The sequence below is a fragment of the Streptomyces sp. CB02414 genome, assembly GCF_001905385.1.
GTDB lineage: Bacteria > Actinomycetota > Actinomycetes > Streptomycetales > Streptomycetaceae > Streptomyces.
In genome coordinates, this window is sequence record NZ_LIPF01000005.1 from 1 (window position 1) to 24,470 (window position 24,470).

A 24,470-nucleotide genomic window follows, 5' to 3' on the forward strand; every position below is an offset into this window, starting at 1 on the left:
TGTTCAAGCACCCAGCAGGCGTGTCACCAACGTCGCGGGACAGCACACCTAGCTCCGCAGCAGCCGGAAGAACGCCTCCTCGTTCCCCGCCAGCCCCGCGGCCCGCAGTGCCTGCTCGGCCTCGGCCAGCACGGACGGCGGTACGACGGCGGGCAGGGGCGCACCGGACGGTCCCGGCGCGGCGTCGAAGGCGGCCCGCACGGTGTGCAGCAGCCGCAGGTAGGCCTGCACGGCCGTGCGCTCGTGATCGGTCAGTACGGCGGTGGTCATCGGTCGGCTCTCCCCACAACGACGTCAGCGGTCACGCGCCCCCGCCCCCGGCGGTGGCACATCCCCAGCTTGCCGCCCGCCACTGACAATCGTGCCGAGCCGCGCCCCGTGCCGGCCCCGCGCGAGCCGATCGGGGCATCAGCCCGGGTAGCCCAGCGACGCGCCGATCCGGCCCGCCAGGTGGTCCCGCTGCACCGGGCCGCGCAGCGGCGAACCGTCCAGCCACGTCCGGCACTTGCTGGCCAGCAGCAGTCCGAAGGATTCCGCCTCCTTCTCCTCGGCGAGGTCGAAGCGGGAGCGTGCGGCGACCGCGCGCACGGTGGCGCGCAAGGCCTCCTCGTCCGGTTCCGGGCCGTCCCCGTCCAGCAGCCGGGCCGCGACCCCACCGCCCTCGAAGTGGTGCCCGTGGTGCCCGGCCTGCATGTGCCACAGTTCGTGCCCCAGGATCACCAACTGGTGGTCGGGCGCGGTGCGTTCCTCGACCACGACCAGGTCCTGCTCGGCCATGTCGAGCCACAGGCCGCTGGCCGTCCCCGGCGGGAAGGCGGCCGCGCGGAACAGCACCGGACGGCCCCGGCGCCTGCTCATCGCCCCGCACAGCGCCGCGTACAGCTCGGCGGGCGGCGCCGGGGCCGGGAGCGTCAGCTCCTCGACCAGCTCACCGCACAGGCGGCGCATCTCCTTGCCGATGCCCACGTGCCTCCCCACACTCACGACTCGGGCCGCTTGACGCTCTCCAGGAGCATGTCCAGCCACTCGGCGACCTTGTCGCGATGCTGGTCGGTGGGGAGTTGGGCGGCCCGCCAGGCGATGCCGCGCACGCCGTGGTCCTGGAGCAGGCGCTCCAGCGGGTCCTCGGCGGCGGCCGTCGCCGCCCGCTCCCGGTCGGCGAGCTGCTGCAGCAGTTCCTGCTCGGTGTGCTGGAGCGCGACCGCCAGCGCCTCGGGATCCTCGGCGGTCAGGAAACCGGCGTGCACCCGGAAGAAGCGCTGGATGGCGTCGCAGTGCTCCATGGTGGGCCGCCGGTCGCCGTTGATGAGGGCGCCCGCCTGCTGCCGGGACATCCCGGCGCCGTCGGCGATCTCCTGCTGGGTGTACTTGCGGCCGTTGGGCTTGAGCCGGGTGCGGCGCAGCAGGTCCAGGCGCTGTACGAAGCGGGTCTGCACATCGGGTTCCCCGGCGGGCCGGCCGCTCAGCAGCGCCGCGGCCACGGGCTCGGGGACGCCGGAGGCGGCGGACAGGCGGCCGATGTCGAAGACCTCCGCGGGCGGCAGGCCGAGCCGGTCCGCGAGTGCGGTGACGCGGGCGACGACGGCGGGCAGCGCGGCCGTCGGCAGCGCGCCCGGACCCTCGAAGCCATCCGTCACCGACAGCTCTCCTACGTCTCTCACAGGCCTCACAGGCTTCTCACAAGCGGTTGCCGTGAACTTCCCGGAGAGTAACCTGCCGCTCGAACTCACATCCAGGTCTCGCCACAACTGTGGCCTATTTCAGCCGTCAACAGGCACGAAATGCCACGATAGTTGACACACCTCGCGTCGGGGCGCCAGGATCGGGACGCCGCGAGAAGGCCGCATAGGCAAGAGGGGTGACCTCCCGATGGCATTTCAGGCAGGAGGGCAGCGGCCGGCGCCGCGGCCCGCTCCCGCGACCCCCGAGGTCCAGGCGTATCTCCAGGACTACACGGCGCTCCTGGAGGCCGTCCCCTTTCCCTCCTTCGTCGTCGACCACCGCTGGGACGTGGTGCTGACCAACGGCGCCTTCCGGACACTTTTCCAGGGTGCCGGACCGCACCCGACGGCGATGCCGGGCGACAACTTCCTCCGGTTCGTCCTGTTCCACCCGGACGCGTCCGCGGTCCTCGGGGACCACGAGTCGAGCTGGTGCCTGCCCATGCTGGCGCACTACGCCGCTGCCCTGGAGCGGTACGGCCACGACCCCGGCCTCCAAGCGGTCCGCCGCGACATCGCCCAGGACCCGATCATGGAGGCCGCCTACCGCCAGGGCCTGCCGCACTGGATCCGTGCCGTCGGCGCGGAGGCCGTCGAGCACGACGGCGCCGTACGGCCGCTGCACCACCCCGACCCGCGCCGGGGCACCACCGAGTGCCGGGTCGTGGTCGAGACGCCCACGGTCCTGGCGGAGCTGGGCTACAGCCGCCTGACGCTGGTCCTGCGCGAGCCGCGCCGCACCCCGCCCCGTCTCGCACGCCCCCGCCGCACCGCGGCCCACCTGAGAGTGGTCTCGTCCACCGAGTGACCGAGTGACCCAGGGCGGTCACTGCCGCGGCAGGTCCGACTTGACCGGGCGCTCCGCCGCGCGCTTCGCCGCCTGGATCTGCTCGTACACACGGGTGCGCAGCTCGGCGAAGCGCGGGGCCACCCGGGTGTGCACCTGGTCCCGCCCGTCCGGCAGGTCGACCTTCAGCTGCTCCCGGACGACGGTGGGGGAGGCGGAGAGCACGACCACCCGTTCGCCCAGGTAGACGGCCTCGTCGATGTCGTGCGTGACGAACAGGATCGTCATCGAGCGCTCCCGCCACAACCGCCGCACCAAGTCCTCCAGGTCGGCGCGGGTCTGCGCGTCCACCACCGCGAACGGCTCGTCCATCAGCAGCACTTCGGGCTCGTACGCCAGCGCCCGCGCGATGGCCACCCGCTGCTGCATGCCCCCGGACAGCTGCCACGGGTACGCCCCGGCGGCGTCCGCGAGTCCCACCGAGGCGAGGGCGTCCGCGACCAGCTCACCGCGTCGCGCCCGGCTCAGGCCCTTCTTCTGCTTCAGCGGCAGTTCGACGTTCTCGCCGACCCGCATCCACGGGAACAGGCTCCGCCCGTACTCCTGGAAGACGAACGCCATGCCGTCAGGCGGGCCGTCCACCCTCCGCCCGGCCAGGAACACCTCACCGGCCGTCGGCCGCAGCAGCCCGCCCACGCATTTCAGCAGCGTCGTCTTGCCGCAGCCGGAGGGGCCGACCAGGCCGACCTGCCGGACGCCGAGATCGAGGACCGGCTGGGCCGGGCCGACCTGCGCCCGCACACCGCCCGCACCCTCACCTCGGCGGACGCCCTGCGCGCGGAACTGCGCAGGGTGCGCCGCCAGGGCTACTCCCTCGTCGACCAGGAACTCGAGGACGGCCTCAGGTCGGTCGCCGCGCCGGTGCGGGACCGGGACGGCGCGGTGGAGTCCGTACGCCGGGACCTGCTGCCGCACCTGCTGGCGCCGGTCGCCCGGATCGATGCCGACCTCCGGATCACCGGCGCGGCGATCACAGGTTCAGCACCAGCCGACGGCCGCGACAGCGCGACACACAGATGAGCATCGTCTCCCCGGCGGCCCGTTCCTCGTCGGTGAGCACCGAGTCCCGGTGGTCCGGCTCGCCCTCGACCACGTCGGTCTCGCAGGTGCCGCAGGTGCCCTCGGTGCAGGAGTACAGCACCTCCACCCCGGCCCCGCGCACGGCGTCCAGCACGGAGACGCCGGGCGGCACGGCGACCGTGCGCCCGCTGCGCGCCAGTACGACGTCGAACTCCTCGTCCGGGGCAGCCGGTCCGGGCTCCTTCGGGCTGAACCGCTCCACGCGCAGGACGCCGGGCGGGCAGCGCGCCTCGACCGCGTCCAGCAGCGGGCCGGGCCCGCAGCAGTAGACCAGGGTGTCCTCGGGCACGTCGTCGAGCACGGGGGCCAGGTCCAGCAGCCCCGTCTCGTCCTCGGCCTTTACGGTGACCCGGTCGCCGTAGCGCTCCAGCTCCCCGGTGAACGCCATGGTCCCGAGGGTGCGGCCTCCGTACAGCAGCGTCCACTCGGCGCCCGCGGCCTCGGCGGCGGCCAGCATCGGCAGGAGAGGGGTGATGCCGATGCCGCCGGCGACGAAGCGGTAGCGTGCGGCCGGCTCCAGCCGGAAGTGGTTGCGCGGTCCCCGCACCCGTACCTTGTCCCCGGCCCGCAACTCCTCGTGCACGTAGGAGGACCCGCCCCGCCCCCGCGCCTCGCGCAGCACGGCGACGCGCCACGCCGTACGGTCGGTGGGGTCGCCGCACAGCGAGTACTGCCGTTCCAGGCCCGGGCCGAGCACGACGTCGATGTGGGCGCCGGGCTCCCAGCGGGGCAGTGGTTCGCCGAGCGGATGGCGCAGGGAGAGGACGAGCACGCCGTCGGCGGCGGTCTCCCGGCCGCCGACGACGAGTTCGGTCTCGTACACGGTCATGAGGTCCGTCCCCGAACGTGGTGCACGGGTGGGTGTCCTTGCGGGTGGGCGAGCATCCAGTCCCACATGGCGACCGGGTCCTCGGCGGTGTGCTCGGCGCCGCAGTGGCAGGTGCCGTGCAGGACGTCGGTGCCCGGCAGCCAGTCGACGCGGTAGACCTCGCCGGCGCGGACGCTCACCGGGCCGCCCGCCCGGCGGGCTCGGCGCTCTCCTCGACCAGCCGGGCGAGGATGCGGCGGGCGGCCAGGCCGCCGGTGTCGATGTTGATGCTCAGCTCCTGGTAGCCGGTGCGCTCGGAACCGAGCGTGCGCTGGAGGAGGTTGAGCGCGTCGACGTCCTGCATGACCACCGTGTGGTTGTTCTTCCGCAGGAACTCGGTGACCTCGGCGTCGTCCGTCGCCCAGTCCCGGGACACCGCCCAGAAGTCGTACACCTTGCCGTCGCCGGACGGCGTGATGGCATAGGTGATCTCGGTGTGGAAGCCGTGCGGGTCGCTGCCGTCCGCGTCGGGCACCACGCCCGTCGGGGCGACCCTGCTGTGCAGCAGATACAGGCAGGGCGCGTGGTACTCGATGTCCTGCCAGCGGTCGATGCGGCCCTCCACGCCGGTGGACTTGGCGTAGAACGGCGGGCACTCGGCGTCGTCCATGTGCCGGCTGACCCGGACGATCCCCGCGCCCTCGTCGACCTCGGTGGTGATCGGCGTCTCGGCGACCTCGGGGGTGCCGATGTAGCCGCCGTGCAGATAGGTCTCGTGGGACAGGTCGAGGAGATTGTCGACGAGCAGCCCGTAGTCGGCGTCGATCGGTTCCATGCCGCGGACCGTGACCCAGCCGGGGGAGTCCAGGTGCCGGGCCCGCGGCACGGTCTCCGGGTCGGCGAGGGCGGGGTCGCCGATCCACACCCACACCAGGGAGTCCTGTTCGAGGACCGGGTAGGAGGCGACGCGTGCGGTGCGCGGGACGCGCTTCTGGCCCGGCACGTACACGCAGGTGCCGGTCGTGTCGTAGGTGAACCCGTGGTAGCCGCACACGATCCGGTCGCCGTCGAGCCGCGTCGGCGGCTCGGACAGCGGATAACGGCGGTGCACGCACCGGTCGTGCAGGACGACCGGGGTGCCGTCCTCCTCGGAGCGGTAGAGGACGAGCGGCTCACCGAGGACCGTCCGTCCCAGCAACTCGCGTCCGACCTCGTGGCTGTAGGCGGCGACGTACCACTGGTTCCGTGCGAAGGCGGTCATGTGCGGCATCGTTGCGGCTCCCGTCCGTCGTGGGTGCTGGCATCGTGGGCGAGGGCCCCGGGGCGGGGCAACGCCGCTTCCGCCGGGCGGAAGCCGTCGTGCTCACGCCCCGGACGTCAGCGCTCCAGCTCCTTGTGCGCCGTCTCCGGCAGCCGCAGGTACACCAGCGAGGAGAGCAGGCAGAGCACGGCGACGTACCAGGGGAAGAGCCCGGAGTGGCCGAGGTCCTTGAACAGCGTGCCCACGTACGGCGCCGTGCCGCCGAACAGGGCGACGGTGAGGGAGTAGGGGAAGCCGATGCCCGCCGCCCGCACCCGGGGCGGGAAGACCTCGGCGTTGACGGCCGCGCTGATCGAGGTGAAGCCGGTCAGCAGGATCATGCCGGCGCACTGCACGAGCAGCAGCACGGCGAACGAGTCGCGCAGGGCGTGCAGCATCGGCACGCTGAGCAGGGCGAAGCCCACGCCGAAGAACAGGAGCAGCGGACGGCGGCCGAACCGGTCGGACAGCATCCCGCCGAGCGGCTGGAGCAGCGCGAAGAAGGCCAGCGAGATGGTGCCCGCCAGCAGCGCGTCCGACTTGTCCAGCCCGGTGTTGAGCTCCGCGTACGTCGGCAGGTACGACGTCCAGGTGTAGTAGGCGATGGTGCCGCCCGCCGTGATGCCGCAGATCAGCAGCGACTCGCGCGGATGGCGCCGCAGCGCCTCGAACAGGCCGGGACGCGGTGCCCGCTGCTGCTCCGCACTGCGGGTCTCCTCGGCGCCCTGCCGGATCCAGAAGCCGACCAGGCTGAGCACCGCCCCGAGGACGAACGGCACGCGCCAGCCCCAGCCGTTCATCCGGTCCTCGCTGAGCGTGTTCACCAGCACCGTCGCCACACCCGACGCGACGAGCTGCCCGGCCGTGGTCGAGACGTACTGGAAGCTGGAGAACAGCCCGCGCCGGCCGGGCCCCGCCGACTCCACCAGGAAGGTCGTCGAGGCCGCGAACTCGCCGCCCACCGACAGCCCCTGGAGCAGCCGCGCGGCGACCAGCACCACCGGGGCGAGCACACCGGCCGCCGCGTAGGTCGGGGTCAGGCCGACCAGCAGGCTGCTGCCGCCCATCAACAGGATGGTGACCGTCAGGGCGGCACGCCGTCCGCGCCGGTCGGCGATCGCCCCCATCAGCAGTCCGCCGACGGGCCGCATGAAGAACCCCACCGCGAACACGGCGAACGTCGACAGCAGCGGCACCAGCGAGTTGTCCGCGCTCTTCGGGAAGACCTGGTCGGCGATGTAGGTGGCCAGGAAGGTGTACGCGTACCAGTCGTACCACTCCACGGCGTTGCCCACCGAGGCGGCGAGGAGCTGCCGTACGGGCCGGCGGGTGGGCGGGGCCTCCACGTGCATGCGTGTCATGATCGCGACCATCCCCGGGCGGCGGACCCGTCACACCTCGCGTACGGAGGACTTTCACACGGGCGCCACCGGACCCTTCCCTGACGTTTGCTGCTCCTGGAACACTCCTTTCGCGCGCATTACGTCATCATCCGGCTCCGTCCGGCCGGTTGAACCCCCCAAGGCGAAAGGCATGTCACCCCATGGCCGAAGTCAACCGGCGCAGATTCCTCCAACTCGCGGGCGCCACCACGGCGTTCAGCGCACTGTCCGCGAGCATCGAGCGCGCCGCCGCGCTCCCCGCGAACCACCGCTCGGGGACGATCGAGGACGTCGAGCACATCGTCGTCCTGATGCAGGAGAACCGGTCCTTCGACCACTACTTCGGCAGGCTGCGCGGCGTCCGCGGCTTCGGCGACCCGCACCCGGTGCGCCTCGACAACGGCAAGTCGGTGTGGCACCAGGCCAAGGGCGACGGCACGGAGGTGCTGCCCTTCCACCCGGAGGCGGACGACCTCGGCATGCAGTTCCTGGAAGGGCTGCCGCACGGCTGGTCCGACGGGCAGGACGCCTACCGCAACGGCAAGTACGACCGCTGGCTGCCCGCCAAGGGCACCACCACCATGGCGTACCTGACCCGCGAGGACATCCCCTTCCACTACGCGCTCGCCGACACCTTCACCGTCTGCGACGCCTACCATTGCTCCTTCATCGGCTCCACCGACCCCAACCGCTACTACATGTGGTCGGGCCACACCGGCAACGACGGCACGGGCGGCGGCCCGGTCCTCGGCAACGACGAACTCGGCTACGACTGGACGACGTACCCCGAGCGGCTGGAGGAGGCCGGGGTCTCCTGGAAGATCTACCAGGACATCGGCGACGGCCTCGACGCGGCCGGCCACTGGGGCTGGATCGACGACGCCTACCGCGGCAACTACGGCGACAACTCCCTGCTGTACTTCAACAAGTACCGTGACGCGAAGCCCGGCGACCCCTGGTACGACAAGGCCCGCACCGGCACCGACGTGAAGAACGGCGACGGCTACTTCGACCACCTGCGTGCCGACGTCAAGGCCGACCGGCTGCCGAAGATCTCCTGGATAGCCGCCCCGGAGGCCTTCACCGAGCACTCCAACTGGCCCTCGAACTACGGTGCCTGGTACATCGCCCAGGTCCTGGACGCACTCACCTCCAACCCGGCGGTCTGGGCGAAGACCGCCCTGTTCATCACGTACGACGAGAACGACGGCTTCTTCGACCACCTCGTGCCGCCGCTGCCGCCGAAGTCGGCCGCGCGGGGCCGGTCCACCGTGGACGTCTCGCTGGACGTCTTCGAGGGCAGCGCCAAGCACCGTGAGGGCTTCTACGGGCTCGGCCCACGCGTGCCCATGCTGGTCGTCTCGCCCTGGAGCAAGGGCGGCTTCGTCTGCTCCGAGACCTTCGACCACACGTCGATCATCCGGTTCATGGAGCGCCGCTTCGGTGTGCGCGAGCCTCAGATCTCGCCCTGGCGGCGCGCCATCTGCGGCGACCTGACCAGTGCCTTCGACTTCTCCCGCAAGGACAGCCGCCCGGCCCGCCTGCCGGACACCGACGCCTACGAGCCGCCGGACCGCGAGCGCCACCCGGACTACCGTCCCACGCCGCCCACCGACCCGGACATGCCCCGCCAGGAACGCGGCCTGCGACCCGCCCGCCCCCTGCGGTACGCCCCGCACGTGGACGGTGCCGTGGACACGGCGGCCGGCAGGTTCACGCTGACCTTCGCCTCCGGCCCGAGGGCGGGTGCCGCCTTCCTGGTCACCTCCGGCAACCGCACCGACGGCCCCTGGACGTACACCACCGAGGCCGGCAAGAGCATCGCCGACACGTGGAACTCGGCGTACTCGGACGGCTCCTACGACCTGACCGTGCACGGCCCCAACGGCTTCCTGCGCGCCTTCCGGGGCCCCAACAAGGTCACCGGGTGCGAGGTCACCGCCCGCCACACCGGCGACGACCTCCGCCTGACCCTCACCAACGCCGGGAGCGGCACGGCCCGCCTCCGCGTCACCGACGGCTACGGCGGCCGGAGCCGGACCGTCACCGTGCGCCCCGGCGCGACGGTGCACCACACCGTCGACCTCGCGCGCAGCCGGCGCTGGTACGACGTGACGGTGACCTCCGAGTCCGACCCGGCGTTCCTGCGGCGCCTCGCCGGGCACGTGGAGAACGGCCGGCCGGGGGTGAGCGACCCGGCGATCGTGACGGACTGACGGCGCCCGCGCACCTGCGGGCTCGGGTGCCGCGGCTGCCGGTCCGGCGGCGCGCATCCCGAAGGCCCGGCCGGCCGGCTGGTCCGTGTGCCGCGGGTCAGGGCCCGGCCGGCAGGTGCGCCATGGGTCTCGGCGTCGCCGGTTCGGTTCCTGTGGGTTCCGGCGCCGCCAGTCGCGGTCCCACCGGTTGCGGTCCGACCCGTCCGGACCCCACCTGTCCAGGTCCCGCCCGTTCCGGCCCCGCCGGGGCCGCCCCGGGCCGCCGGGGCGTCGCCCGGCTCAGCTGGACCACCCCCCAGGCGGCCAGCGCCGCGCCGGTCAGCGCGAGCAGCAGGCCGGCCGCGCCGCCCCGCAGCCGCTCGCCGAGCAGGGAGAGCCCGATCACCGCGGCGGCCACCGGGTTGGCCAGGGTCACCACCGCCAGCGGGGCGCCCAGGCCTCCCCGGTAGGCCGTCTGCGAGAGCAGCAGCCCGCCCGCCGCGAACGCCGCCACCAGGACCGCCACCCCGATCACCTGGGCGCTGAGCAGCGGCCCCGAGCGGTCCGTGGCGGCCACCGTCACGGTCTGCGTGAGCGCCGACGCCACCCCCGAGGCGATGCCCGACGCCGTCGCGTGCCGCAGTCCGGGCCGGGCGCCGGGCCGGGACAGCAGACCGATCAGCGCCGCCGTGGCGCCGGACACCGTCAGCGCCTCCGGCACGCTCAGCACGTCGTCGGGCGCGGGGCCGGTCGCGGTGAGCAGCAGCGCGCCGAGACCGAGCAGCGTCAGCCCGGTGCCCCGCCACTCGACCGCGCTGACCCGCCGGCCCGCCAGCCGCGCCCCCAGGGGGACGGCCGCGACCAGGGTGAGCGCACCGAGCGGCTGGACCACCGTCAGCGGCCCGTACTTGAGGGCCACGACGTGCAGCAGCGCGGCCGCGGCGTTGAGCGCGACCGACCACCACCAGGCACCGGAGGCCAGCAGCCGCAGCGCGCCCGCCCCGGCATCGCGGGCGGCGAGCCGTTCCTGGGCGACGGCCGCGGCGGCGTAGGCGCACGCGGAGACCAGGGAGAGCAGGACGGCGAGCAGTGCGGCGCTCATCGGCCCGCTCCCACCAGGTCATGCCGCTCCACCGTCCGGCGCCGCGGCTCCGGGCGACGACGGGGCACGGCCCACCGCTGCCCGTGCGGCATGCGGAGCACCGCCAGGGCGAGGCCGAGCAGCGCGGCCGCCACGATCACGTCGAGCCAGTAGTGGTTGGCGGTGCCCACGATCACCAGCAGCGTCACCAGCGGGTGCAGCAGCCACAGCCACCGCCAGCGCGTCCGCGTCGCGACGATCAGGCCGATCGCCACCATCAGCGCCCAGCCGAAGTGCAGCGAGGGCATCGCCGCGAACTGGTTCGACAACGCGTCGGTGCTCGGCGGGCCGTAGACCGAGGGGCCGAAGACCCGCGCCGTGTCGATCAGGCCGGTGGCGCCCAGCATGCGCGGCGGGGCGAGCGGAAAGACCAGGTGCAGTACCAGCGCGGCGCCGGTCAGCGCGGCCAGTACTCGCCGGGCCCAGACGTAGTGCGCCGGCCGGCGCAGGTACAGCCAGACGAGGAAGGCCGCGGTGGCCGGGAAGTGGACGACGGCGTAGTAGGTGTTCGCCGTGTGTATCAGGGTGTCGCCGTGCAGGAGCAGCGACTGCACCGTGCCCTCGTCGGGCATCCGGAGCACGCGCTCCCAGTCCCACACGCGGTGGGCGTTGCCGAACGCCTCGGCGGTGTGTCCCGTCGCCAGCTGCCGGCCGAACTTGTACACGAGGAAGAGCCCTGCCACGAGCAGGAGCTCACGGATGAGCGGCGGGCGCGCGGGCGCGCCCGGTCCCGCTTGTGCAGGCTCGGTGCGGGCATTCATCCCCCGGCCCCTTCACTGACGGTGGTGCGTGTGGCTCACAGGTACGGGGTCGTGTGACGGTTCTCATCGATACGACCCCGTTCCGATACGCCAGTGTACCGATACGGTGGTGTACCGGTACACTGGCGTATCGATAGACGTACGACACACTGACCACGGGGCCCTCGAGCCTCGCCGCGGTGCCGCTGAACCTGGTGAGGAGCAGAGCCGATGACGTCGCAGGACGCGGACCGGCCGGACACGGCCGGCGCCTCGCGCCGCTCCAAGATCACGCCCGAGCGTGAGCAGGAGTTCTTCGACGCCGTGATCGAACAGATCCGGTCCTGCGGCTACGACGCCGTCACCATGGAGGGCATCGCGGCCAGCACGCGGTGCAGCAAGTCCACGCTCTACCGCCAGTGGAAGACCAAGCCCCAGTTCGTGGCCGCGGCGCTCCGCTCCCACCGCCGGGTGCGCTTCGCCGAGATCGACACGGGCTCGCTCGCCGAGGACCTGCGTCAGGCGGCCCGGGCCGCGGGCGGGGGAGCGGGCAAGGACACGGGGCTGCTCCAGGCGCTCGGACACGCCGTCATGGAGGACCCGGAGCTCAAGGGCGCGCTGCGCGAGGCGCTCGTCGAGCCGGAGATCGCCGCGCTCCGCGCGATCCTCGACCGGGGTGTCGCCCGGGGCGAGGTCCCGGCCGGCCATCCGGCGCTGGAGTACGTGCCGGCGCAGCTCTTCGGCATGCTGCGGATGCGGCCCGTGGTCGAGGGCGAGCAGGCCGACGGGGAGTACCTCGTCGGGTTCGTGGAGGCCGTCGTGCTGCCGGCGCTCGGCCTCCCCTGAGACTCAGGTCGCCGTCCACGGGATGACTGGACGGTGGCCTGCCCGCGCCGCACCGTGGGGACGGGGGCGGCGCGCACCCCCGGCCGGGCGGGGCCCCTTTGAGCGGAGGGGCGCCCCGCCCGGCCGACCTCTTCCGGAGGCCGGTCAGACGCCCTGGCCGGTGCCGCCCCCGCCGCCGGAGGAGTCCACCTCGATGCCCTCGGTGATCTCGTCGATGACTGACACACCTTCCTCGACGTCGACGCCGAAGCGGACCACGACGATGCGCTCGGGATCGGCGGGAGCAGGGAAGGCGAGCGACTCGACGTAGCCGTCCGAGCCCTCCTTGGTGACCGCCTTCCAGCGGACCAGCCAGCCCTTCTGCCCGGCGACCGTGACCGACTTCGACGCCAGTTCCTCGTGCGAGGTGATCCCGCCGTAGGCGTCGCCGTAGGACTCCTCGGCGTTCGCCTCGATGTCGGCCTTCGCGACCTCCTCGGCGGTACCGCCCTTCGTTTCCAGCACCTCCTGGGGTGCCGAGTACGCGCCGCCCTTGGTGCAGGTCTCGGCGGGGTCGCCGGGGCATTCGTAGCTGTCGTCCGAGGTCACCGTCGCACCGACCGGGAACTGCTGGCCGGACCAGCCGTCCGGGATGGGCAGGCTGATGTCGTTGACCGGGTCCGTCACCGACCCGCTGTCGATCGTGGGCGGCTCCGACTCGCCCGGCGACTCGGGCGCGGGCGACTCGCCGTTTCCGCCTTCGCCGCCCCCGCCGCCTTCGCCGCCGAAGGGGTCGTTCTGGCCACCGGGGCCGCGCCGGTCCTGCTGCGACGACGCGCTGCCGCCGCCGGAGCCGTCGTCGGTCAGCACGTACACGCCGGCCCCGATACCGGCCAGCACGGCCACGGCCGCCGCGACGGCTATGCCGGTCCGCAGCCGTCGCCGCCGCGCGGACGGCGGCTGCACGGGGTACCCGGGATAACCCGGGTGCACGGGATAACCGGGCGACGCGGGATACGGCCCGGCCGCGGTCCCGGGCGCCGCCGGCTGCGCGGGCGCCGGCCCGGGGGACGGCGCGGGAGGCTGTTCCGGCGGCGGCCCCGCAGCGGCGGCCGGCCCCGCGGGACGGACCTGGTCCGTCCATGCCCTGCCGTCCCACCAGCGCTCGGTGGCGGGACCGTCCTGCTTCTGTCCGGGGTCCGGGTACCACCCGGGAGGAGTCACCTGCGTCATGGGCACACCGTATGAGGCGTCGGTGAAAGCCGGATGAGAGGCCCCGCCGCGCTGGGAACCGGCGCGAGGTCCGCCTGGCCTCCGACGGTGCCGCCGCGACGAGTTGACGCCGGCCGCCCGCCCCGCCCCTGATGACGGACCCGGCGCGTCGCCCGCGCTTTACCGCATGTCACCCGACACGGCAACTGCTGCCCGGACCGCCCACCACTCGGGCTCCCGGACGGATAGGCTCGGGCTCTGTACGTCATTCGGGCGACTTGGGGAGGTAGCGGGATGACGGAGGTAGGGCGGACGGCCGCCGCCTCGGCCTCCCTCTGGGAGCGCGACGAGGAGATCGCCACCATCACGCGGGCGGTCGACACCCTGTGCGCGGACCGGTCCTCCTCCGGCACCCTGCTGGTGGCCCGGGGCGAGGCAGGACTCGGCAAGACCGCGCTGCTCGCCGAGACCCGCCGCATCGCGGAGGCCCGGGGCTGCACCGTCTGGTCGGCGCGCGGCGAGACCCTCAGGTCCGTCCCCTTCAACGTGGTGCGCCAACTGCTCCAGCCCGCGCTGGTGTCCATGCTCCCCGAGGAGGCGCGCGAGTACCTCGGCGACTGGTACGGCATCGCCGGCCCCGCCCTCGGCATAGCGGACCCGGGCGAGCGGCAGGCCGACCCGCAGGGCGTGTGCGACGGCCTGGTCGCCGCCGTGCGCCGGCTCGCCCGCCGGGAGTGGCCCCTGGTCCTGCTGGTCGACGACGCCCACTGGGCCGACCAGGAGACCCTGCGCTGGCTCGCCGCGCTGGCCGAACGGCTCGACGAGACCTCCGTGCTGGTCGTCGTCGCCCGCCGCCCCGGTGACGTCAGCGGCGACAGCGCCCGCCACCTGGACGCGGCCGCCGCCGCGGGCCGGCCGCTCCTCCCCATGAACGTCCTCAGTCCCGACGCCACCGCCGGCCTCACCCGGGCCACCCTCGGCGACCACGCGGACGCCGCGTTCTGCCGCGAGGTCTGGGCCGTCACCGGCGGCAACCCGTACGAGACCGTCGAACTCCTCGCCAAGGTCCAGGACAGCGAACTGCAGCCGGTCGAGTCGGAGGCCGCCGAACTGCGCGAGCTCAACCGCTCCGCCCGGGGCGGCGGCCTGGTGGCCCGCCTGGAGCAACTCGGCGCCGACTCCACCCGGTTCGCCTGGGCCGCCGCCATCCTCGGCGACGGCATCACCGTGGACATGGTGGCGCGGCTCCTCACCCTCGACCGCGCCGACGCCGCCCGCTGCGCCGAACTGCTGCAGGGCGCCCGCATCCTCACCGCACCCGACCCCGCGTCGGGCCGGCCGGACGCGGACGACCTGGAGTTCGTCCACCCCCTGATCGCCACCGCCGTCTACAACTCCATCCCCGGCGCGTTGCGCACGGCGATGCACGGCATAGCGGCCCAGCTGGTCGCCGACTCCAGGCTCGGCTCGGCGGCCGCCTCCCGCCACCTCCTCAAGGTGTACCCCGACGACGACCCGGAAGTCGTCGGCCAGCTGCGCGACGCCGCCCGCGAACACCTCGCCGTCGGCGCCCCCGAGGCCGCCCGCCGCTGCCTCGAACGGGCCCTGAAGGAACCGCCGCTGCCCGAGATCCATGCCAAGGTGCTCTACGAACTGGGCTGCGCCACCCTGCTCACCGCGCCCGCCACGACCATCGGCCACCTGCGCACCGCCCTCGCCATGCCCGGCCTCGACGGCGAGCAGCGCGTCAACGCGGTCTTCCGGCTCTCCGAGGCCCTGCTCCACAACGACCAGCTGGAAGAGGCCGTCCGCACCGTCCAGGCGGAGGCCGCCCGCAACCCGGACCCGTCCGTGCGGCTGCGGCTCCAGGCCGTCCAGTACATGTGGGAGGGCATCCACCCCGGCGAGACCTCCTCACCGGGACGGTCCGAACGCCTCGCCGAACTCGCCGCCACCTGCACCGGCCGCGACAACGCGGAACGCGCCCTGCTCATCCTGCGCGGCTTCGACGCCATGACCCGCGGCGAGAACGCCGAGGAGGTCGTCGAGCTGTGCGACCGGGCCCTCGTCAACGGCCGCCTCGCCCCCGGGCTCGGCTGGACCGACACCGAGTGGGGCCTCGAATTGCCGATGATGCTGGCGACCTCCTACGCCTACACCGACCGGCTCGACCGGGCGGAGGCGCTGTTCACCGAGGCGCTGAACACGTACGAGACCGCCGGCTGGAGCGGCGGCCACCTCGCCCTCGCGCACACCTACGTCGGCCTCGGCCACCGCAGGCGCGGCCGGCTGAGGGAGGCCGAGAAGTCCCTGCGCGAATCGCTGCGCATCGCCGAACGCGTCGGCCGCGGACTGCCCCTGTACTGGTCCGCGGTCTGCAACCTGATCGACACGCTGCTCGCCCGCGGCCACGTCGAGGAGGCCCGGTCCGTCGCCGACCGGTACGGCTTCGACCCGCCCTACCCGTCCACCATCGTGCTGCCCGACCCGCGCCCCGTGCGGGCCCGGCTGCTGCTCGCCACCGGCCGCACCGAGGAAGGCGTCAACGAGCTGGAGACCGCCGAGAAGGCGGCCGCGGCACGCGGCCGGCACAACCCGGTGGTGCACCCCTGGACGACCGAACTGGCCCGCGCCCTCGCCACGGCGGACCCCGGCCGCGCCGCCCGGCTCGTCACCGACGCCCGCCGCCACGCCGAGCGCTTCGGCACGGACACCGCGATAGGGGAGGCCCTGCGCTGCGCCGCCGCGCTGGAGACCGGCCAGCGCGCGGTCCGGCTCGCCGCACAGGCCGTCACCTACCTGGAGGCGTCACCCTGCCAGTACGAGCACGCCGCCGCCCGGGTCGAGTACGGCATCGCCGCCCGCTCGGAGGCCGAGCTGCGCCGCGGCCTGGCCCTGGCGGACTCGTGCGGCGCCGACGGGCTGGTGGCACGGGCCCGCGAGGCGCTGGCGGCGGGGCACGTGGGCTGAGGTCAGCCGGCCGCGCCGTCCTCCTCGGCCAGCACCCGCTGGGCCGCCGCGAACGCCGAGTTCGCCGCCGGGACCCCGCAGTACACCGCCGTCTGCAGCAGCACCGCGCCGATCTCGTCCGGCGTCAGTCCATTGCGCCGCGCGGCCCGCACGTGCATGGCCAGCTCCTCGTAGTGGCCGTGCGCGACCAGCGCGGTCAGCGTGATCATGCTGCGCTCGCGGCGCGACAGGGTCGCGTCCGTCCAGATCTCGCCCCAGGCGTAGCGCGAGATGAAGTCCTGGAAACGGGCCGTGAAGGGGGTCTGCCGTCCCTGCGCCCGGTCCACGTGCGCGTCGCCCAGCACCTCGCGCCGCACCGCCATGCCCCGTAGGGCGCCGCCGTCGAAGTGGGCCCGCAGCGCGGTCAGCACCGCCTCGGGGCGCTCCGCGGGCGCCAGGTGCGAGGCGTCCGGCAGTTCGGTCAGCGTCGCGCCCGGCACCGCGTCGGCGATCTCCCGCAGATGAGCGGGCGGTGTCGCCGGGTCCTCGCGTCCCGCGATCAGCAGCGTCGGCACGCCGATCTCGCCGAGCCGGTCCCGCAGGTCGAAGGCGGCCAGCGCGTCGCAGCAGGCGGCGTACGCCCCGGGGTCGGCGTCCCGGTGGTCCTGGACCAGCCGCGGCACGGAGAACCCGGGCGTGAACCACCGCCCGTCCGCCCCGTCCGCGAGCTTCGCCAGCCCCTCCGCGCGCACCGTCGCGGCCCGCTCCTCCCACGCCTTGGCACCGTTGAAGTGCGCCGACGAGCAGACGACGGCGAGCGACGACACCCGCTCCGGGTGGTGCACGGCCAGGTGCAGCCCCACCGCGCCGCCCAGCGACACGCCCGCGTAGGCGAACCGATCCACCCCGAGCGAGTCGGCGAGCGCCAGCACCAGTTGGGCGAGGTCGCCGACGGTGGCGCCCGGCTCGATCAGCTCCGCCGCCGAACCGCCGTGTCCGGGCAGGTCCCAGCGGATCACCCGGTGGCCGATGGACAGTTCCGGCGCCACCTCGTCCCACAGCGCGTACGAGGTGCCCAGCGAGGGCCCCAGCAGCAGCGGGGGAGCGGAGGCGGGGCCTTCGGTCAGGTGGTTGAGGAGGGTCAACGTCGCTCCAGAGCACGGTCGGTCAGGGCTCCCGCGGAGCCGGTGTAACGGGCGGGATCGGTCAGGGAACCGAGGTCGACGTCCTTCAACTCCGGTACCTCGGCCAGCAGTTCACCGAGAGTGCGGTCCTCGGCGTACGTCCGCCGGGCCAGCTCGGTCAGCAGCTCCTTGGCGCGGGCCCGCCCGAGCACCGGTGCCAGTTCGGCGGAGAGCCGCTCGGACACGATAAGCCCGTGCGTCAGGCCGAGGTGCGCGCGCATGACGTCCGGGCGCACCCGCAGTCCCTCGGTCAGCTCGGCGGCGTCCCGGGCCGCGCCGCCGGTCAGCCGCAGCAGGTCCCGCAGCGGCTCCCACTCGGCGTGCCAGGCCCCGGCCGGCCGCTCGTCCCCGGCGGCCAGCGAGCCGTACAGCGTGGCCGCGAGCTGCGGCGCCCGCCGGGCCGCCGCCGCGATCAGCGTGGACCGTACGGGGTTGGCCTTGTGCGGCATCGCCGACGAGCCGCCGCCGCTGCCCTCGGTCACCTCGCCGATCTCGGTGCGGGACAGCGTCAGCACGTCCTCGGCGAGCTTCCCGAGGGCCCCGGTGGCGAAGGCGAGGCAGCCGGCCAGGTCGGCGACCGGGGTGCGCAGGGTGTGCCAGGGCATCAGCGGTGCGCGCAGGCCCAGTTCACGTGCGTACGCCTCCGGCAGCACGAGCGGGTCCGCGGCCCCGTACGCCCCGAAGGCCGCCAGGGTGCCCGCCGCGCCGCCGAGCTGGGCGGGCAACCCGTCGCGCACGGCGGTGATCCGGTCCCGCGCGTCCAGGACCAGCGCGCGCCAGCCGGCCGCCTTCAGCCCGAAGGTCGTCGGCACGGCGTGCTGGGTGAGCGTCCGGCCCGGCATCGCCGTGTCCCGGTGCTCGGCGGCCAGCCGGGCCAACGCCCTTTCCGTACGGGCCAGATCGGCGAGCAGCAGGTCAAGGGTGCGGGCGGCGACCAGCATCAGCGCCGAGTCCAGGATGTCCTGGCTGGTCGCACCCCGGTGGACGTACGGCCCGTACTCCTCGCCGACCGCCTTGGTCAGGCCGGCCACCAGCGGGATCACCGGGTTGCCGCCGGCGCGGGCGCGCTCGGCCAGGGAGCGCGCGTCGAAGCGGGCGGGGTCGGCCGCCTCGGTCACCGCGTCCGCCGCCCGGGCCGGGGCCAGCCCCAGCCGGGACTGCGCCCGGGTCAGGGCCGCCTCGGCGTCCAGCAGCGCCCGCAGGACGGCGCCGTCCCCGGTCGCCCCGTCGGCCGGGGAACCGGCCCACCCGGGTGCGAGCAGGCCCGTGTCGGCAGCTGATGTCACTGGAACTCCAGGAAGACCGTCTCGCCCTCGCCCTGAAGGCGGATGTCGAAACGGTACGTCCCGTGGCCCTCGCCCGCGGCGACCAGCGTGTCGCGGCGCCCGGCGTCCACCCGGGACAGCAGCGGGTCCGCGGCCAGCGCCGCCCGGTCGTCCGGCAGGTAGATCCGCGTGAACAGGTGCACCAGCAGCCCGCGCGCGAACACGCACACGCTGAGGTAGGGCGCGCTGTTCCCCCGTGCGCCGGGGCGCAGGGTCCGCGCGTACCAGTGGCCGTTCGCGTCGGTCTGGATGCGGCCGAAGCCGGTGAACTCCACGCCGTTGCGGCCGAGGAAGCCGCCGGAGGCCGGGTCGCGCCGCATCGAGCCGTCGGCGGTCGGCAGCTCGCCGTCCGGGTCCGGTCCCCACACCTCAAGCAGCGCGTCCGGCAGCGGGTTGCCCTCGCCGTCGTACACGTACCCGTGCACGGTGATCGTGTCGGGGTGGCCGGCGGGCGCGATGTCCTCGCCGCCGCGGAAGGGCAGCGCGTACCCGTAGAACGGGCCGACCGTGTGCGACGGCGTGGGCAGCACGTTCTCCGGGCTGCTGGTGTCGGTCTTCGTCATGGCGGTCAGCGTCCTTCTTCGATCCAGGTGGCGTTCGGGCCGTCGAGCACGATGTCCCAGTGGTAGCCGAGCGAGAACTCGGGCACGGACAGGCTGTGGTCGTACGTCGCTATGAGCCGCTGCCGGGCGGCGTCGTCCGTGACGGACTGCAGGATCGGGTCGTACGGGAACAGCGGGTCGTTCGGGAAGTACATCTGGGTCACGAGCCGCTGGGTGAACGCCGAGCCGAACACCGAGAAGTGGATGTGGGCGGGGCGCCAGGCGTTGACGTGGTTGCGCCACGGATAGGGACCCGGCTGCACGGTGGTGAAGCGGTAGAAGCCGTCGTCGTCGGAGAGGGTGCGGCCCACCCCGGTGAAGTTCGGGTCCAGCGGGGCGTCGTGCTGCTCGCGCTGGTGGGCGTAGCGGCCGGCCGAGTTGGCCTGCCAGATCTCCACGAGCTGGCCGCGCACGGGCTTGCCGTTCCGGTCGAGCAGGCGGCCGGAGACGGTGATCCGCTCGCCGACCGGCTCCCCGGTGTGCTGCCGGGTCAGGTCGTTGTCGATCTCGGTGATGTCCCGCTCCCCGAAGGCGGGGGAGGACAGCTCGACCAGCTCCGGGTCCTTGGTGACGTCGATGGCGACCGGCGGCTGCTCGGGGTGGCGCAGCACCGAGGAGCGGTACGGGGCGTAGTCGCGGCGCGGGTGGTGCTCGACGGGCCCGCCGTCGGCGACCCGCTTCTCGTACGCGGCGTGCTCGGCCGCGATCTCCGCGTCGATGTCGTGCTGGGTGAGAGTCATCGTGATTCCCGTGGGTGACGTGGCTAGCGGTCGAGGACGAGGGCGAGGCCCTGGCCGACGCCGATGCACAGGGTGGCGACGCCCGTGCCGCTTCCCTTGCGGGCGAGCTGGTGGGCGACGGTGCCGGCGAGGCGGGCACCGGAGGCGCCCAGCGGGTGGCCCAGCGCGATGGCACCGCCCTGGGGATTGAGGATCGCGGGGTCGAACTCGGGCCACTCGGCGACGCAGCCCAGCACCTGGGCGGCGAACGCCTCGTTGAGTTCGAGGACGTCCAGGTCGGCGAAGGTGCGGCCGGCCTTGGCGAGGGCGCGGTTGACGGCCTCGACGGGCGCGAGGCCGAACCAGTGCGGGTCGGTCGCCGCGACGCCGGTGGCGGAGATCCGGGCGAGGGGCTCGCGGCCGGTGGCCTTCAGGCCCTCCTCGTCGACCAGGAGCAGCGCCGCGGCGCCGTCGTTGAGCGGCGAGGCGTTCCCGGCGGTGACGCTCCCGTCGGTCTTGCGGAAGGACGGCTTGAGCTTCGCCATCGCCTCCAGGGACGCGGTGGCGCGTACGCATTCGTCGGCGGCGAAGTCGACCGGGTCTCCGTTGCGCTGCGGCACCGGCACCGGCGCGAGCTCCCCGTCGAACAGGCCGTCGGCCTGCGCGCGGGCCGCCTTGTGGTGGGAGGCGAGGGCGTACTCGTCCTGCTGTTCGCGGGAGATCTTGTGCTTGTCGGCGATGAGTTCGGCCGACTCGCCGAGGGGGATCGTCCACTGCGGGTCCATCCGCGGGTTGACCATCCGCCAGCCCAGGGTGGTCGAGTACAGCTCGGTGTGCCCGGCGGGGAAGGGCCGGTCCGACTTGGGGAGCACGTAGGGGGCGCGGGTCATGGACTCCACGCCGCCCGCCAGCGCGATCGACGCGTCGCCGGCGGCGATGGCGCGGGCGGCCTGGATCACCGCTTCGAGGCCGGAGGCGCACAGCCGGTTCACGGTCACGCCGGGGACGGTGGTGGGCAGACCGGCCAGGAGGGCGGCCATGCGGGCGACGTTGCGGTTCTCCTCGCCGGCGCCGTTGGCGTTGCCGAAGTACACGTCGTCGATGCGGGACGCGTCCAGGCCGGGCGTGCGGGCGAGGAGTTCACGGACGGCGTGCGCGGCCAGGTCGTCCGGGCGCACGCCCGCCAGGGAGCCGTTGTACTTGCCGAAAGGGGTGCGGACCGCGTCGACGACGTAGACGTCCTTCACTTCAGGTCCTCCGAGACGGTGAGCTTGGCGTCGGTGCGGGCGGTGATCTCGTCGACGCTCACACCCGGCGCGCACTCGACCAGGACGAGGCCGTCGTCGGTGACGTCCAGGACGCCGAGGTCTGTGATGATCCGGTTCACGCACGCCTTGCCCGTGAGCGGCAGCGCGCACTCCTTAAGGATCTTGGGCGAGCCGTCCTTCGCGGTGTGGGTCATCACGACGATCACGGTGCGGGCGCCGTGGACGAGGTCCATCGCCCCGCCGATCCCGGTGATCATCTTGCCGGGAATGGCCCAGTTGGCCAGGTCACCCGTGGCGGACACCTGCATCGCGCCGAGGACCGCTACGTCGATGTGCCCGCCTCGGATCATGCCGAAGGAGAGCGCCGAGTCGAAGAAGGAGGCGCCCGGCAGGACGGTGACGGTCTCCTTGCCGGCGTTGATCAGGTCCGGGTCCACCTCGTCCTCGGTGGGGTAGCGGCCGGTGCCCAGGATGCCGTTCTCGGACTCCAGGGTCACCTCCACGCCCTCGGGGAGGTAGTTCGGGATCAGCGTCGGCAGACCGATGCCGAGGTTGACGTACTGGCCGTCCCGCAGCTCCCGGGCCGCTCGCGCGGCCATCTGTTCACGCGTCCAGGCCATCAGGAACTCACCGTCCGCCGCTCGATCCTCTTGTCCGCCGCCTGCTCGGCCGTCAGCGCGACCACCCGCTGCACGAAGATCCCCGGCAGGTGCACCGCGTCCGGGTCGATCTCGCCCGGCTCGACCAGCTCCTCCACCTCGGCGACCGTCACCCGGCCCGCCATCGCCGCCAGCGGGTTGAAGTTCCGGGAGGACTTGTTGAACACCAGGTTCCCGTGCCGGTCGCCCCTGGCCGCACGGACGAGGGCGAAGTCGGTGCGGATGCCGCGCTCCAGCACGTACTCCGTGCCGTCGAACTCGCGGACCTCCTTCGGCGGCGACGCCAGCGCGACCCCGCCGGAGCCGTCGTAGCGCCAGGGCAGCCCGCCGTCGGCGACCTGCGTGCCCACCCCGGCCGGGGTGTAGAAGGCGGGGATCCCGGCCCCGCCGGCCCGCAGCCGCTCGGCCAGCGTGCCCTGCGGGATCATCTCCACCTCCAGCTCACCACCGAGGTACTGGCGCGCGAACTCCTTGTTCGCCCCGATGTAGGAACCGGTCACCCGGGCGATCCGCCCCGCCGCCAGCAGCACCGCCAGTCCGGACTCCATCGCCCCGCAGTTGTTGGAGACGACCGACAGTCCACCGGTACCGCGCTCGTACAGCGCCTGGATCAGCACGTTGGGCACACCACTGAGGCCGAAGCCGCCCACGGCGAGCGACGCGCCGTCCGGTATGCCGGCCACCGCCTCGGCGGCCGTGGCCACCACCTTGTCCATCCGAGAAGCCCCATCTCTTCAAATTAATCAGGGCACTGAGTATTTCAGCGAGGTTCCCCACACGCTGCCACCGGACGACCGAAGCGTCAAGGCCTCGAAAAACAGGAGGTAGATCGCCTGGACTGGCTACGGACAGTCGGAGTCCGCCCGATGTATCGTCAGTGCACCGACGAAATGACCACAGGAGTGCACATGGCCGCGGTCGACCTGACCACCCATCCCGGGCACCTGGCCCGGCGGCTGCAGCAGGCGCACTACCTGCTGTGGAACACGATGGTCTCGGAGGAGATCACCTCGCCGCAGTTCGCGGTCCTCAACGCCCTGGTCGCCGAGCCGGGACTGGACCAGCGCACGGCGGGGGAGCGGGTCGGCCTGGACCGGTCCACCATCGCCGAGGTGGTCACCCGGCTCGGCCGGCGCGGGCTGCTGGACAAGGTCCGCGACCCGCAGGACGGCCGCCGCTTCCTGCTGCGCCCGACCGACGAGGGTCGGCGCGTCCACCGCAAGCTGGCGGTACGGACGGCCCGCATGAACCAGGTCTTCCTCGCCCCGCTCTCCGCCGACGAGCAGACCGTGTTCTTCGACCTCATCCGCCGGGTCGCGGACGCCGCCGAAGGGCTCCGCAACCCGGCCGAACCCGCGAACGCGCCGGGCTGACCCGGACCGCTGGTCAGGACTTGCCGGCAGAGTCCGTCGAGTGCGTCGAGTCGACGAACACCACCCACACCTGGCCCTCGGCGAAGTCCAGCGGCGTGCCGTTCCGGGCGGTGAAGGCGGTGCCGTCCGTCGCCGTGCCGCGCTTCCAGGTCGCGTCGTACAGGCGCCCGTCGCGCAGCACCTCCGCCTCCCCGGATCCGACCGACTCTACGTAGGGCGAGTAGTTGCCCCGGAAGTCCCGGAAGTCGGACTCGCGCACGTCCACGTGCTGCACGACGACCGTCGCCGGCGCCAGGCGCCCGCCGTCGGCCGTGCGGGCCGGGTCGCCGTCCATGCCGACCAGCCAGCGGTCACGGCTCTCGGACCAGGTGAAGGTGAAGGCCGCCGACGGGTAGCGCACCGTGCGCGACGACACTTCCCGGCCGCCCTCGGGCGTCTTCTCGCCGTAGCGGAATCCCGTGGTCAGGGCGTCGGCGCCGGGCGGCCCGGACAGCAGCCGGCCGGGACGCACGTAGAGGTTGTGCGGGGCGGGCCGGTCCGCGTCGCGGACGTAGGCGTCGGAGTCCTCGCCCGGCGGCTCCGCACGCAGTGGCGCCTTGTCGATGAGCGGCAGCAGCTTGCTCTGCGCGCCGGAGAACGCCAGCGTCGGCCGGTCGAACTGGCGCAGCAGGTCGAGGTCCGACTCGCGGGCACTGCGCACCGGCCCGACCGACTCCGGCAGCTTGGTCGCGTAGACCGCCATCAGGCGGCTCAGGCCCGCCTCCACCGGCTCCACGTAGACCACGTCGGCCGCCGCCAGGCCCGTCTGCGGGCGGGCCTGGCGCACGTTGTCCACCTTCACGGCCAGTACCGAGCCGCCCGGACGGCCCGTCTCGGTACTGGCCGAGCTCTCCGGGCTCGGCGCCCGACCGTCCTCGCGCGCCCCGGGCCCGGTCGTGCAGCCCGCCGCCAGCGAGACCGCCACCGCCGCCGTCAGCAGCGCACCGCCCCGCCACCTGTGCGTCCCTCGTCGCATTCCGACCACCCGCCACCCGTCCTCTGTCATTGATTGTGCGCTCTTTGAAGCTATTAAGAGCTTTTAGTGCGATACCTGACCGGAACCGATACGGCACGCGGAGACGGGCACATAATCCGCTGTTC

The 24,470-nt window shown here is 73.4% G+C and carries 24 protein-coding genes and 1 pseudogene; 6 read left to right on the plus strand and 19 right to left on the minus strand.

What is annotated here, in order from left to right:
• Positions 1 to 48 precede the first annotated feature (48 nt).
• From AMK11_RS17070 to AMK11_RS17080, 3 genes are all read right to left on the minus strand, one after another.
• Positions 49 to 270, minus strand: a complete 222-nt coding sequence (locus tag AMK11_RS17070; protein WP_073728007.1) for a hypothetical protein — start codon at positions 268 to 270, stop codon at positions 49 to 51.
• 138 nt (positions 271 to 408) lie between these two features.
• Positions 409 to 948, minus strand: coding sequence for a toxin-antitoxin system, toxin component (locus tag AMK11_RS17075; RefSeq protein ID WP_073728990.1), 540 nt, complete (start codon positions 946 to 948; stop codon positions 409 to 411).
• A gap of 32 nt (positions 949 to 980) precedes the next feature.
• Positions 981 to 1,637, minus strand: a complete 657-nt coding sequence (locus AMK11_RS17080; RefSeq protein ID WP_073728009.1) for a helix-turn-helix domain-containing protein — start codon at positions 1,635 to 1,637, stop codon at positions 981 to 983.
• A gap of 232 nt (positions 1,638 to 1,869) precedes the next feature.
• Between AMK11_RS17080 and AMK11_RS17085 the strand changes: the two genes are divergently transcribed.
• The gene (locus tag AMK11_RS17085; protein WP_073728011.1) at positions 1,870 to 2,529 is read left to right on the plus strand and encodes an MmyB family transcriptional regulator; all 660 of its coding nucleotides are present in this window, start codon (positions 1,870 to 1,872) and stop codon (positions 2,527 to 2,529) included.
• An 18-nt stretch (positions 2,530 to 2,547) separates the two neighbouring features.
• Here the strand turns inward: AMK11_RS17085 and AMK11_RS17090 are convergent, their stop codons facing one another.
• Complete coding sequence (locus tag AMK11_RS17090) at positions 2,548 to 3,309, minus strand: ABC transporter ATP-binding protein (RefSeq protein WP_073728992.1); 762 nt, start codon at positions 3,307 to 3,309, stop codon at positions 2,548 to 2,550.
• On the opposite strand from AMK11_RS17090, the pseudogene AMK11_RS17095 reads away from it, so the two are divergent.
• Positions 3,196 to 3,588, plus strand: a pseudogene (locus AMK11_RS17095) (IclR family transcriptional regulator domain-containing protein); the annotation flags it as partial. The gene AMK11_RS17090 and the pseudogene AMK11_RS17095 overlap by 114 nt on opposite strands.
• Here AMK11_RS17095 and AMK11_RS17100 read toward each other — a convergent pair.
• The 4 genes from AMK11_RS17100 to AMK11_RS17115 form a co-directional block, all read right to left on the minus strand.
• Complete coding sequence (locus AMK11_RS17100; protein WP_073728013.1) at positions 3,539 to 4,477, minus strand: PDR/VanB family oxidoreductase; 939 nt, start codon at positions 4,475 to 4,477, stop codon at positions 3,539 to 3,541. The pseudogene AMK11_RS17095 and the gene AMK11_RS17100 sit on opposite strands and share 50 nt — an antisense overlap.
• Complete coding sequence (locus AMK11_RS17105; RefSeq protein ID WP_073728015.1) at positions 4,474 to 4,656, minus strand: hypothetical protein; 183 nt, start codon at positions 4,654 to 4,656, stop codon at positions 4,474 to 4,476. Before AMK11_RS17105 ends, AMK11_RS17100 begins: the two co-directional genes overlap by 4 nt.
• Positions 4,653 to 5,726: an aromatic ring-hydroxylating dioxygenase subunit alpha gene (locus AMK11_RS17110; RefSeq protein WP_079187506.1), complete on the minus strand. Its 1,074-nt coding sequence runs from the start codon at positions 5,724 to 5,726 to the stop codon at positions 4,653 to 4,655. The genes AMK11_RS17105 and AMK11_RS17110 overlap by 4 nt, the downstream gene beginning before the upstream one ends.
• A 107-nt stretch (positions 5,727 to 5,833) precedes the next feature.
• Complete coding sequence (locus tag AMK11_RS17115; RefSeq protein ID WP_073728017.1) at positions 5,834 to 7,129, minus strand: MFS transporter; 1,296 nt, start codon at positions 7,127 to 7,129, stop codon at positions 5,834 to 5,836.
• A 170-nt stretch (positions 7,130 to 7,299) separates the two neighbouring features.
• Here AMK11_RS17115 and AMK11_RS17120 point away from each other — a divergent pair, with 170 nt between their 5' ends.
• Positions 7,300 to 9,354 carry a phosphocholine-specific phospholipase C gene (locus AMK11_RS17120; protein WP_073728019.1) on the plus strand — a complete coding sequence of 685 codons (2,055 nt, stop codon included), beginning with the start codon at positions 7,300 to 7,302 and terminating at the stop codon, positions 9,352 to 9,354.
• 97 nt (positions 9,355 to 9,451) lie between these two features.
• On the opposite strand, the gene AMK11_RS17125 is transcribed toward AMK11_RS17120, so the two are convergent.
• A complete protein-coding gene (locus tag AMK11_RS17125; RefSeq protein WP_073728021.1) occupies positions 9,452 to 10,435 on the minus strand; it encodes a hypothetical protein in 984 nt (327 codons plus the stop codon).
• Positions 10,432 to 11,235, minus strand: coding sequence for a phosphatase PAP2 family protein (locus tag AMK11_RS17130; RefSeq protein ID WP_073728023.1), 804 nt, complete (start codon positions 11,233 to 11,235; stop codon positions 10,432 to 10,434). Before AMK11_RS17130 ends, AMK11_RS17125 begins: the two co-directional genes overlap by 4 nt.
• Positions 11,236 to 11,445: 210 nt before the next feature.
• Here AMK11_RS17130 and AMK11_RS17135 point away from each other — a divergent pair, with 210 nt between their 5' ends.
• Positions 11,446 to 12,060, plus strand: a complete 615-nt coding sequence (locus AMK11_RS17135) for a TetR/AcrR family transcriptional regulator (protein WP_073728025.1) — start codon at positions 11,446 to 11,448, stop codon at positions 12,058 to 12,060.
• A gap of 144 nt (positions 12,061 to 12,204) precedes the next feature.
• Here the strand turns inward: AMK11_RS17135 and AMK11_RS17140 are convergent, their stop codons facing one another.
• Positions 12,205 to 13,272 (minus strand): DUF2510 domain-containing protein, encoded by a 1,068-nt coding sequence (locus AMK11_RS17140; RefSeq protein ID WP_073728027.1) that lies wholly within the window; start codon positions 13,270 to 13,272, stop codon positions 12,205 to 12,207.
• Between the two features lie 273 nt (positions 13,273 to 13,545).
• Between AMK11_RS17140 and AMK11_RS17145 the strand changes: the two genes are divergently transcribed.
• A complete protein-coding gene (locus AMK11_RS17145) occupies positions 13,546 to 16,221 on the plus strand; it encodes an ATP-binding protein (RefSeq protein ID WP_073728029.1) in 2,676 nt (891 codons plus the stop codon).
• 2 nt (positions 16,222 to 16,223) lie between these two features.
• On the opposite strand, the gene pcaDC is transcribed toward AMK11_RS17145, so the two are convergent.
• Genes pcaDC through AMK11_RS17180 form a run of 7 tightly spaced genes read right to left on the minus strand, consistent with a single transcriptional unit; the run spans position 16,224 to position 22,673 of the window.
• Positions 16,224 to 17,345 carry a bifunctional 3-oxoadipate enol-lactonase/4-carboxymuconolactone decarboxylase PcaDC gene (pcaDC, locus tag AMK11_RS17150; RefSeq protein ID WP_073728031.1) on the minus strand — a complete coding sequence of 374 codons (1,122 nt, stop codon included), beginning with the start codon at positions 17,343 to 17,345 and terminating at the stop codon, positions 16,224 to 16,226.
• On the minus strand, positions 17,342 to 18,670 hold the full coding sequence (gene pcaB, locus AMK11_RS17155) for a 3-carboxy-cis,cis-muconate cycloisomerase (protein WP_073728033.1): 1,329 nt from the start codon (positions 18,668 to 18,670) through the stop codon (positions 17,342 to 17,344). Before pcaB ends, pcaDC begins: the two co-directional genes overlap by 4 nt.
• Positions 18,667 to 19,272: a protocatechuate 3,4-dioxygenase subunit alpha gene (pcaG, locus tag AMK11_RS17160; protein ID WP_073728035.1), complete on the minus strand. Its 606-nt coding sequence runs from the start codon at positions 19,270 to 19,272 to the stop codon at positions 18,667 to 18,669. The genes pcaB and pcaG overlap by 4 nt, the downstream gene beginning before the upstream one ends.
• A gap of 5 nt (positions 19,273 to 19,277) precedes the next feature.
• The gene (gene pcaH / locus AMK11_RS17165) at positions 19,278 to 20,051 is read right to left on the minus strand and encodes a protocatechuate 3,4-dioxygenase subunit beta (RefSeq protein ID WP_073728036.1); all 774 of its coding nucleotides are present in this window, start codon (positions 20,049 to 20,051) and stop codon (positions 19,278 to 19,280) included.
• Between the two features lie 23 nt (positions 20,052 to 20,074).
• Positions 20,075 to 21,277 (minus strand): thiolase family protein, encoded by a 1,203-nt coding sequence (locus AMK11_RS17170; RefSeq protein WP_073728038.1) that lies wholly within the window; start codon positions 21,275 to 21,277, stop codon positions 20,075 to 20,077.
• Positions 21,274 to 21,918 carry a CoA transferase subunit B gene (locus AMK11_RS17175; protein ID WP_073728040.1) on the minus strand — a complete coding sequence of 215 codons (645 nt, stop codon included), beginning with the start codon at positions 21,916 to 21,918 and terminating at the stop codon, positions 21,274 to 21,276. Before AMK11_RS17175 ends, AMK11_RS17170 begins: the two co-directional genes overlap by 4 nt.
• On the minus strand, positions 21,918 to 22,673 hold the full coding sequence (locus AMK11_RS17180) for a CoA transferase subunit A (RefSeq protein ID WP_073728042.1): 756 nt from the start codon (positions 22,671 to 22,673) through the stop codon (positions 21,918 to 21,920). Before AMK11_RS17180 ends, AMK11_RS17175 begins: the two co-directional genes overlap by 1 nt.
• A 192-nt stretch (positions 22,674 to 22,865) precedes the next feature.
• Between AMK11_RS17180 and AMK11_RS17185 the strand changes: the two genes are divergently transcribed.
• On the plus strand, positions 22,866 to 23,330 hold the full coding sequence (locus AMK11_RS17185; protein WP_073728044.1) for a MarR family winged helix-turn-helix transcriptional regulator: 465 nt from the start codon (positions 22,866 to 22,868) through the stop codon (positions 23,328 to 23,330).
• A 13-nt stretch (positions 23,331 to 23,343) separates the two neighbouring features.
• Here the strand turns inward: AMK11_RS17185 and AMK11_RS17190 are convergent, their stop codons facing one another.
• Positions 23,344 to 24,345 (minus strand): DUF3048 domain-containing protein, encoded by a 1,002-nt coding sequence (locus AMK11_RS17190; protein WP_073728046.1) that lies wholly within the window; start codon positions 24,343 to 24,345, stop codon positions 23,344 to 23,346.
• Positions 24,346 to 24,470 lie beyond the last annotated feature (125 nt).